Origin of the sequence: Stenotrophomonas sp. 2YAF22 (assembly GCF_052114665.1) — a bacterium.
GTDB classification, from domain to species: Bacteria; Pseudomonadota; Gammaproteobacteria; order Xanthomonadales; family Xanthomonadaceae; genus Stenotrophomonas; species Stenotrophomonas indicatrix.
The window spans coordinates 1-7,519 of the sequence record NZ_JBFRFE010000158.1 but is presented as its reverse complement, the minus strand read 5'-3'; the positions used below and the strand labels follow the sequence as shown (position 1 = coordinate 7,519).

General features: G+C 65.5%; 9 protein-coding genes. 3 read left to right on the top strand and 6 right to left on the bottom strand.

All coding sequences use genetic code 11. From position 1 onward, the window contains the following. Positions 1 to 57 precede the first annotated feature (57 nt). Positions 58 to 1,350, bottom strand: coding sequence for a tryptophan--tRNA ligase (locus AB4Y84_RS08510; protein WP_442244019.1), 1,293 nt, complete (start codon positions 1,348 to 1,350; stop codon positions 58 to 60). A gap of 108 nt (positions 1,351 to 1,458) precedes the next feature. Between AB4Y84_RS08510 and AB4Y84_RS08505 the strand changes: the two genes are divergently transcribed. Then, positions 1,459 to 2,265, top strand: coding sequence for a hypothetical protein (locus tag AB4Y84_RS08505; RefSeq protein WP_140227886.1), 807 nt, complete (start codon positions 1,459 to 1,461; stop codon positions 2,263 to 2,265). A 97-nt stretch (positions 2,266 to 2,362) separates the two neighbouring features. Here AB4Y84_RS08505 and AB4Y84_RS08500 read toward each other — a convergent pair whose 3' ends face one another. The 3 genes from AB4Y84_RS08500 to rocF form a co-directional block, all read right to left on the bottom strand. Continuing rightward, the gene (locus AB4Y84_RS08500) at positions 2,363 to 2,584 is read right to left on the bottom strand and encodes a CsbD family protein (protein WP_025878332.1); all 222 of its coding nucleotides are present in this window, start codon (positions 2,582 to 2,584) and stop codon (positions 2,363 to 2,365) included. 211 nt (positions 2,585 to 2,795) lie between these two features. Continuing rightward, a complete protein-coding gene (locus AB4Y84_RS08495) occupies positions 2,796 to 2,933 on the bottom strand; it encodes an entericidin A/B family lipoprotein (RefSeq protein ID WP_019661832.1) in 138 nt (45 codons plus the stop codon). A gap of 167 nt (positions 2,934 to 3,100) precedes the next feature. Beyond that, positions 3,101 to 4,021 carry an arginase gene (rocF, locus tag AB4Y84_RS08490; protein ID WP_164280003.1) on the bottom strand — a complete coding sequence of 307 codons (921 nt, stop codon included), beginning with the start codon at positions 4,019 to 4,021 and terminating at the stop codon, positions 3,101 to 3,103. A 130-nt stretch (positions 4,022 to 4,151) separates the two neighbouring features. On the opposite strand from rocF, the gene AB4Y84_RS08485 reads away from it, so the two are divergent. Next, positions 4,152 to 4,499, top strand: coding sequence for a hypothetical protein (locus AB4Y84_RS08485; RefSeq protein ID WP_093820738.1), 348 nt, complete (start codon positions 4,152 to 4,154; stop codon positions 4,497 to 4,499). A gap of 18 nt (positions 4,500 to 4,517) precedes the next feature. On the opposite strand, the gene AB4Y84_RS08480 is transcribed toward AB4Y84_RS08485, so the two are convergent. Both AB4Y84_RS08480 and AB4Y84_RS08475 read right to left on the bottom strand, forming a co-directional pair. Continuing rightward, positions 4,518 to 5,462, bottom strand: a complete 945-nt coding sequence (locus tag AB4Y84_RS08480) for an ankyrin repeat domain-containing protein (RefSeq protein WP_442244018.1) — start codon at positions 5,460 to 5,462, stop codon at positions 4,518 to 4,520. 58 nt (positions 5,463 to 5,520) lie between these two features. Then, positions 5,521 to 6,297, bottom strand: coding sequence for a DUF3011 domain-containing protein (locus AB4Y84_RS08475; protein ID WP_363734324.1), 777 nt, complete (start codon positions 6,295 to 6,297; stop codon positions 5,521 to 5,523). A gap of 161 nt (positions 6,298 to 6,458) precedes the next feature. Here AB4Y84_RS08475 and AB4Y84_RS08470 point away from each other — a divergent pair, with 161 nt between their 5' ends. Next, positions 6,459 to 7,394, top strand: coding sequence for a hypothetical protein (locus tag AB4Y84_RS08470; protein ID WP_442244017.1), 936 nt, complete (start codon positions 6,459 to 6,461; stop codon positions 7,392 to 7,394). Positions 7,395 to 7,519 lie beyond the last annotated feature (125 nt).

Below are 7,519 nucleotides of genomic sequence, written 5' to 3'. Positions count from 1 at the left end.
GCATCCCCAGGCGCGCCGGGTGATTGCAGTTGCCGGCCAGCGGCCGGCACTACCTTTTTACGCTTCGCGCAGCACGGCCAACGCCGCCAGCACCGCATCCACCTCGGCTTCCAGCTTGAACAGGTCGCTCTGCAGCTGGTCGCCCTGCTCGGCCTGCTTCAGCACGGCGATCAGCTGGCCGGCATCGCGCGGCGAGTCGAAGCCTTCGCTCTGGATCAGCAGCGTGCCGTCACCGGCGGTCAGCTTGAAGTAGAAACGGCCGTCCTTCTCGCGGTACTGCTTGAACAGCGGCGGAGCGGCGCGGGCTTCACCGGCATCTTCGCTGGCGATGTCGCCGGCATCGGACAGATCACGCAGGCCCACCGCATGGCGCAGTTCTTCCAGCAGCGGTGCTGCCAGCTGCTCACGCAACTGCTGGCCACGGCGCTTGAGCAGTGCTTCGATCTTCTCCGGCTCGGCCATCAGCGCGTTGTAGCGCTCGCGCAGCGGCGACAGTTCGCTGTCGATGCGCTCGAACAGCTGCTGCTTGGCATCGCCCCAGCTGATGCCATCGGCGAAGGCCTTGGCGAAGGCAGCGGTCTGCTCCGGGGTGGCGAACGCCTGGTACATCTGGAACAGCGCCGAACTTTCGGTGTCCTTCGGCTCACCCGGTGCACGCGAATCGGTCAGGATCGAGAACACCAGCTTCTTCAGCTCCTCGCGCGGCACGAACAGCGGAATGGTGTTGTGGTAGCTCTTGCTCATCTTGCGGCCATCCAGGCCCGCCAGGGTTGCCACCTGCTCGTCGATCACCACGTCCGGCAGCGGGAAATACTCCTTGCCGTATACGTGGTTGAAGCGCTGGGCGAAGTCACGCGCCATCTCGATGTGCTGGATCTGGTCACGGCCCACCGGTACCTGGTTGGCCTTGAAGATCAGGATGTCGGCCGCCATCAGCACCGGGTACATGAACAGGCCGGCGCTGACACCTGCGTCCTCGTCCTGGCCTTCCTCCCGGTTCTTGTCCACCGCCGCCTTGTAGGCATGGGCGCGGTTGAGGATGCCCTTGCTGGCGATGGCAGTCAGGAACCACATCAGCTCGGTGGTCTCGCGGATGTCACTCTGGCGGTAGAACCACACGTGTTCCGGGTCCAGGCCACAGGCCAGCCAGCTGGCAGCGATCTCCAGGGTCGCGCGCTGGGTGCGCTGCGGGTCCTGCGACTTGATCAGGCTGTGCAGATCGGCCAGGAAGAAGAAGCTCTCGATGTCCGGCGCGCGGCTGGCCGCAATGGCCGGGCGGATGGCGCCAACGTAGTTGCCCAGGTGGGGCGTGCCGGAGGGGGTGATGCCGGTAAGGACTCGGGTCGTCATGACTGCGTGCGGAAACCTTCTATGAACGCGGCCAGTTTACCGTGCACACGGTCAACCCCGTCAGGGCCTCCGGCGCGTTCATTCACCCAACCCCGCTGGAGACGCCCGATGAAACGCCTGCTGCCCCTGCTGCTGATCCTGCCCCTGGCCGGCTTCCGCCCGGCTCCGCTGCCCCCGCCGATGCCGCAGGACGGCCCGGTGCGCGTGGCCCTGGTCGACCGCGACCGCGGTACCGAGCTGCGCAGCTACCCGGCCGACGGCCAGCGCTGGGTGGCCGGTGAGCGCGGCCACCGCTATGCCGTGCGCCTGTACAACGACAGCCCGCGACGGGTGCTGGTGGTGCTGTCGGTGGACGGGGTCAACGCGATCTCCGGCGAAGACGCCGATCCCTCGCAGACCGGTTACGTGCTCAACCCTGGCCAGCGCGCCGATATCACCGGCTGGCGCAAGACCCAGGACGAAGTGGCCCAGTTCGTCTTCAGCAGCCCCAGCGGCAGCTATGCCAGCCGTACCGGCCGCCCGGACAACGTCGGTGTGGTCGGCGTGGCGGTGTTCGAGGAAGCGCGTCGCTGGTACCCGCGTCCGCAGCCGATCCTGCGCGGTCGCGCCGGGCCGGCACCGGCGGCGGCCGAAGCCTCGGCGGCGGCCGACGCCAGCGCCAGCCGCATCGAAGGCTATTCGGCCAAGTCGCAGGCACCCGCACTGGGCACCGGGCATGGTGCGCGCGAAAGTTCATCGGTGCGCGATACCGATTTCGAACGCGCCACCCGCAGCCCGGCACAGGTGCTGCAGCTGCGCTACGACAGCGCCCGCAACCTGCGTGCACGCGGCATCCTGCTCGATTCGCCCTCGCGCCTGGACCGCCAGCCACAGGCCTTCCCCAACCGCTACGTGCCCGACCCGCCGGCGCGTTGATCTGCACACAGCACAACGCCCGCACCTTCCGGCGCGGGCGTTGTCTGTGGGGGCATAACGCGGGCGTTCGACGCCCCGTTACTTGTAGTCCGGCCCGTTACTTGTAGTCCGGGTAGTCCTTGTGCATCGCTTTCTCGAAATCGCGCACTTCGGTTTCTGCGCGGTCCTTGGCCCAGCCATAGCGCTCCTGCAGGCGGCCCGCCAGATATTCGGCATTGCCCTCGGCCACATCGAAATCGTCATTGGTCAGATCGCCCCACTTCGCCTGGGCCTTGCCCTTGAGCTGGGACCACTTGCCGGAAATGATGTCTTTGTTCATTGCTGAGGCTTCCTTGGTATGCAACGGCGTTGTTACCGTGGCTGCAGCATCGCGCAGTGCACGTTGAAGCACGGTCAACCGGCCATGAAAGCGCCGCTCACCTGCTTGAATGGTTCACTACCGGTCGGCACGCGGCGTACACACGCAGCAATCGCGCATGAAAAAGGCCGGGAAGATCCCGGCCTTTTCCGTAGTGCGCACCACCTCAGGCTCAGTTGCCCTTGGCGGCATCCTCAACCTTCTCACCAGCCTTCTGCACGTCCTTGCCGGCACCGGCAACGGTGTTGCAACCGGCCAGCAGGGCCACCGAGAACATCGACAACAGCATCAGGGCAACTACGCGCTTCATGGGCTTCTCCTTGGGTTTGCCGCTACACCGCTCAATCACGGGGTTCGGTTGTAATGATCGGGGCGGCAGGCTGGCTCGAAGCCAACACTGCCGCGTGAGGTGCAATCTGGCGGCAGGGGCGTGGAGCGCGTGTGAACGGTTCGTCCAACCGTTCAGGCTGGACTCTCTCAGTCGCGCATCAGGGTCGATTTCCCGAACAGGCTTTCGACCAGGTCCACAGCCAGTTCGGCGGTGCTGTTGTGGTTGTCCAGCAGCGGATTGAGTTCGACGATATCCAGCGAGCCCATGCGGCCGCTGTCGGCGATCATCTCCATCACCAGCTGCGCTTCGCGGTAGTTCACCCCGCCCGGCACGGTGGTGCCCACACCCGGGGCGATGCTCGGGTCGAGGAAATCGACATCGAAGCTGACGTGCAGGTGGGTGTTCTCGTCGATGCCGGCCAGCGCCGCTTCCACGGTGCGCTTCATGCCGTTCTCGTCGATGTAGCGCATGTCGTAGACATCGACCTTGTGGGTCTTGATCAGGCGCTTTTCTTCCGGGTCCACCGAACGGATGCCGATCTGGTGCATCTGCGAAGGCTTGATGGCCGGCGAGGTGCCACCCAGCCTGGTCAGCGCATCCGGGCCGAGGCCGCACAGGCACGCCACCGGCATGCCGTGGATGTTGCCCGAAGGGGTCACCTCACTGGTGTTGAAATCCGAATGCGCATCCAGCCACAGCACGCGCAGGTCCTTGCCCTGCTCGCGGCACCAGCGCGCGACGGCAGTGATCGAACCGATGCCCAGGCAGTGGTCACCCCCCAGCATGATCGGCATGCGGCCGGCCTGCAGTTCGGCGTAGCTGGCTTCCATCAGCGCGTGGTTCCACGCCACTACTTCGTCTAGGTGACGGTAGCCCTGCACCGGCGCGGTCCACGGGTTGCGCGGGCCGTCCAGGTTGCCGAGGTCGCGCACGTCCACGCCGCGCGCTTCCAGTGCTTCAGGCAGGCCGGCCACACGCAGGGCTTCCGGCCCCAGCCGGGCGCCGCGATGGCCCGCCCCGATGTCGGTGGGGACGCCGATCAGGGTAACGGCGGGATGATGGGCCATGGGTGCCTCCTGCGAACGAAAAAGAAGCACAGTCTAGCCAGACGCATGTGACACCACTCGCGGCGGTGCAGCAGGGCCATCGCATGGCATGATGCCGCGCGGACCCGACCGCCCTTCATGGAAGATTGCGATGTCGCCCTTCATCAACACCGCTTGGCCGCGCTTTTTCATCGGGGCGCTGCCCATCGCCGTTTTCGCGATTCTGTTGAGCAGCTCGATGGATGCGTCGCCGAATGGCTGGCTGATGCAGGCGACGCTCCTGCTGGTGCCGTTCTCGACCCTGGTATTCCTCGGGTTGGGTTGGCAGCGTCTGCGCAAGGCACACGCCGAATATCCGATCCTGAAGAGCGAGCCGCAGCGGATGCTGGCAGCGTTGATCGGCAACGTGAAGGTGGCGGCGCTGTGGTTTGGCCTGACGTTCGCCGGCATGTTCGCCCTGATGCTGGCGTGGGTAGTGCTGTACAACGCTGCCGGCTGACGGCACTTCGGGCCGTGCTCAGAGAATCGCCGACGACCACGCTTCGGTGCGGAACAGGCGCTTCTTCAGCATGTCGATCCGCCACTGCCCTGCCACGCGCTTGAGCACGAACAGGCGCTCGTAACGCAGCGCGCGGGATTTCTGTGCATGGTCACGCACCAGGACTTCGGCCTTGGAGGCCGTCGGCTGACAGACCGCGGCCAGCAGGTCCTCCGGCATGTGCACCGGGGGATTGCCCACCGACATGCCCTTGGAATACACCCGCTTCCGGTCGGTACACCAGGCCGCGAGGATGTCCGCGCGCTCCTGTTGGAATGCTGCACTACCGAGCAGGACTCCACCGACCTTGGCATCACGGTAACCACGCGTTTCCCACTCATTGCAGGCCAGCATATAGCCACGCACCACTGATGCCGGTTCCCCCTCTGCGGCCGGTTCAGGCCACGCAAGCGGCGGCGCCTCCTCCAACATCGGTGGCATCTGCGCGCCCGCTGCCTGCAGGCACTGCACCACAGCCGCATGCCCGCGCGCTTCGGCCAGCGACAGCGCATTACGTCCTTCGAAATCCACGCGTGCGACATCAGCACCGCCAGCCAGCAGCAGCTCGACCATCGGCAGATGACCGCCCTGCGCCGCCACCATCAGCGGTGTGCGATGCAGTTCCGGGGAGGCCGCGTCCAGCGAGGCGCCGCGTGCGATCAGCAGGCGTCCGATGTCTGCGTCGTTGCGCTCGGCCGCCCATCCCATTGCGGTAAAGCCCACCGCCGTGCAGGCGTGCTGGATGTTGGCGCCACGGTCCAAAAGCCGCAACACCGAGTCAGTCTTTCCGGCGATCACAGCCGAAAGCAGCGGAGTACGTCCGGTGCCCTTGTGCTGCCACTCGATATCGGCACCCGCATCCAGCAATGCGTCGATTCGGTCAAGATCCTGTTTCTCGGCTGCCTTGGCCAGAAGATGGGACATGGTGGTGCCGCCAGACGGGTGTAAGGGTGGTCACCTTAGGGCTGCAGGCACGATGAGCTCAACCCCCGCGGCGGCGAATCGGCGTCACGCTCTGCACCCGGCCGTCGTTGCGCATCATGCACAGGAAGCGGCCCTCGGGATAATCGATGATCAGTTCCTGATAATCGGTTCCAACCGGCACCTGGGTCACCAGCGTGCCCTGTGCGCCTTTGCTTGCATTGCACGAACCGAGCGCGGTATCGCCCGCTGACGCGTTGGCTGCAGCCTTGGACATGTTGCGGAACGTCGCACGGCAGCCACCGTTGACCCAGACCGAATGCCGCGACAGGCCCCAGTTGCTGCCCTGCTCGCAACGGGTACGGCTGAGCTGGCGCACGATCTCCACATTGCCGCGCGTATCCATGTCGCAGGACACCTGGCGCTGGTCGGTGGATTCGCAGGTCACTTCCCGTGGCAGTGCTGCATCGTCATCGCGATCCTGATCACGGTGGTGCCTGCCGCCTTCCACGGCGGCCGCCGGCGTGCCGTTGTTGCTGACCTGGCAGATGCCGTTGGCACCGCCGCGTCCGGTGTAGCTGACCTGCTGCGTACCGTCGTCACCGGTGCTGATTGAAAGCGTGGTGCCGCTGCTGGCATCGCGCGCTTCGAAATAGCGATCGTTGAAGCGCTTGAGCGTGGTCTCGCGGCCCTGCACGTAGACCGGCCCGCCCTCGTCTGCATGTACATCCAGCCCACCGGGGCAGCTGGCATTGAAGAACGGCACGGCGGCCATCGCCGGTGCTGTGAAGGCGCTGGCGAGCAGCGCGACGGTCAACGGCAAGCGGTGGCGGCGCATGGTCGGCTTCCTTGTGAGAATTGAGCGGAGGGCGCCAGTATGGGGGCTGCCGGAGTTGCTCGACCGTGAGGAATATCAAGCAACCGATCGCGGGCCGCAGACCGCCGCCATCAGGCCAGCGCTATCATCGGGCGCATCACACGGACGTCCGGTATGCACACATGACAGCTCCACCCTTCGGCCACGCACAGCAGCAGCTGCTGGCGCTGCAGCAACGCATCCATGCCTTCACCTTGGACAGCGCGGCTGAGCATGAGCTGGACATCGAGGACCCAGCCAGCCCGCTCTGGGAAGCCTTACAGGAACGGGTAACCGTGGCGCCGTTGTACGGTGGCCTGCACGTGGAGTTCTTCGGCAACCCATGGGAAGAGCCATTCGCGTGGACGCTGGCCTGCCTGTCCGACCAAGGCGTGGCCGATGCGATCATGTCGCTGTCGTTCACCGGCCCGGACGAGGGGGCCAATGGCACGCGCGAGTGGGAGTTCACCGCGCTGCTGGATAGCGATGTGCGTTTCCCACGCCTGCGCTCGCTGTCGATCTCCCCCACAGAACCGGCCGACCACAACATGTCGCTGGTGCAGCGCGCGGGCAGCCTCATGGAAGAAGCTGGCGAGATCGCCCGCTTCGTTTCCAGGGCGCCATACCTCAGCGAACTGGTGGTGCCGAATGCACCGGACGCCGCGTTTTTCGAGGTGCCGCTGCCGCACCTGCACAGCCTGCGCATCGGCGGTGGCTCAGATACGCAGCGCTTCATCGACAACCTTGCCGGATCACGCAACCTGCCTGCCTTGGGCCTGCTGGATTTCTGCGAATCGACGGAGCTGCAATTCGTCTGGGCTGATGCCCGTGAGACCGATGCGGTCACGCCTTTCGCGGCCTATGAGCGCTTGTTCGCCAGCCAAGCCTTCGATGCGCTGCATACCTTCCGGCTGCGCAACAGCGCGTTGGATGTGGCGCAGCTGCAGACGCTGCAGGCCATGCGCCCACGGTTGTCGTTCATGGTCATTCAGGCCGCGACGGGGGGCTATGCCAGCCATTTCGCCAAGGATGTGTTTCCGTGGCGACACCTGGTGCCGGGTGATCCGGGGACGCGTTGATCGCCGCGCGGGTGCGTATGATGGTTGAGTGGATTGCTTGGTGACGTGGTTAAGCTGGCTTGACACGTTGCGCCGGCTTTGCGCCGTGCGACTGCAGCGCTTCTGCCTGTTTCATGATCCAACAG

What these genes read in the sequence shown, in the direction of transcription:
- AB4Y84_RS08495 (WP_019661832.1), bottom strand. Translation starts at nt 2,933, where the DNA reads ATGAAGCGCGTAGTTGCCCTGATGCTGTTGTCGATGTTCTCGGTGGCC.
- AB4Y84_RS08510 (WP_442244019.1), bottom strand. Translation starts at nt 1,350, where the DNA reads ATGACGACCCGAGTCCTTACCGGCATCACCCCCTCCGGCACGCCCCAC.
- AB4Y84_RS08480 (WP_442244018.1), bottom strand. Translation starts at nt 5,462, where the DNA reads ATGTCCCATCTTCTGGCCAAGGCAGCCGAGAAACAGGATCTTGACCGA.
- AB4Y84_RS08505 (WP_140227886.1), top strand. Translation starts at nt 1,459, where the DNA reads ATGAAACGCCTGCTGCCCCTGCTGCTGATCCTGCCCCTGGCCGGCTTC.
- AB4Y84_RS08475 (WP_363734324.1), bottom strand. Translation starts at nt 6,297, where the DNA reads ATGCGCCGCCACCGCTTGCCGTTGACCGTCGCGCTGCTCGCCAGCGCC.
- AB4Y84_RS08470 (WP_442244017.1), top strand. Translation starts at nt 6,459, where the DNA reads ATGACAGCTCCACCCTTCGGCCACGCACAGCAGCAGCTGCTGGCGCTG.
- rocF (WP_164280003.1), bottom strand. Translation starts at nt 4,021, where the DNA reads ATGGCCCATCATCCCGCCGTTACCCTGATCGGCGTCCCCACCGACATC.
- AB4Y84_RS08485 (WP_093820738.1), top strand. Translation starts at nt 4,152, where the DNA reads ATGTCGCCCTTCATCAACACCGCTTGGCCGCGCTTTTTCATCGGGGCG.
- AB4Y84_RS08500 (WP_025878332.1), bottom strand. Translation starts at nt 2,584, where the DNA reads ATGAACAAAGACATCATTTCCGGCAAGTGGTCCCAGCTCAAGGGCAAG.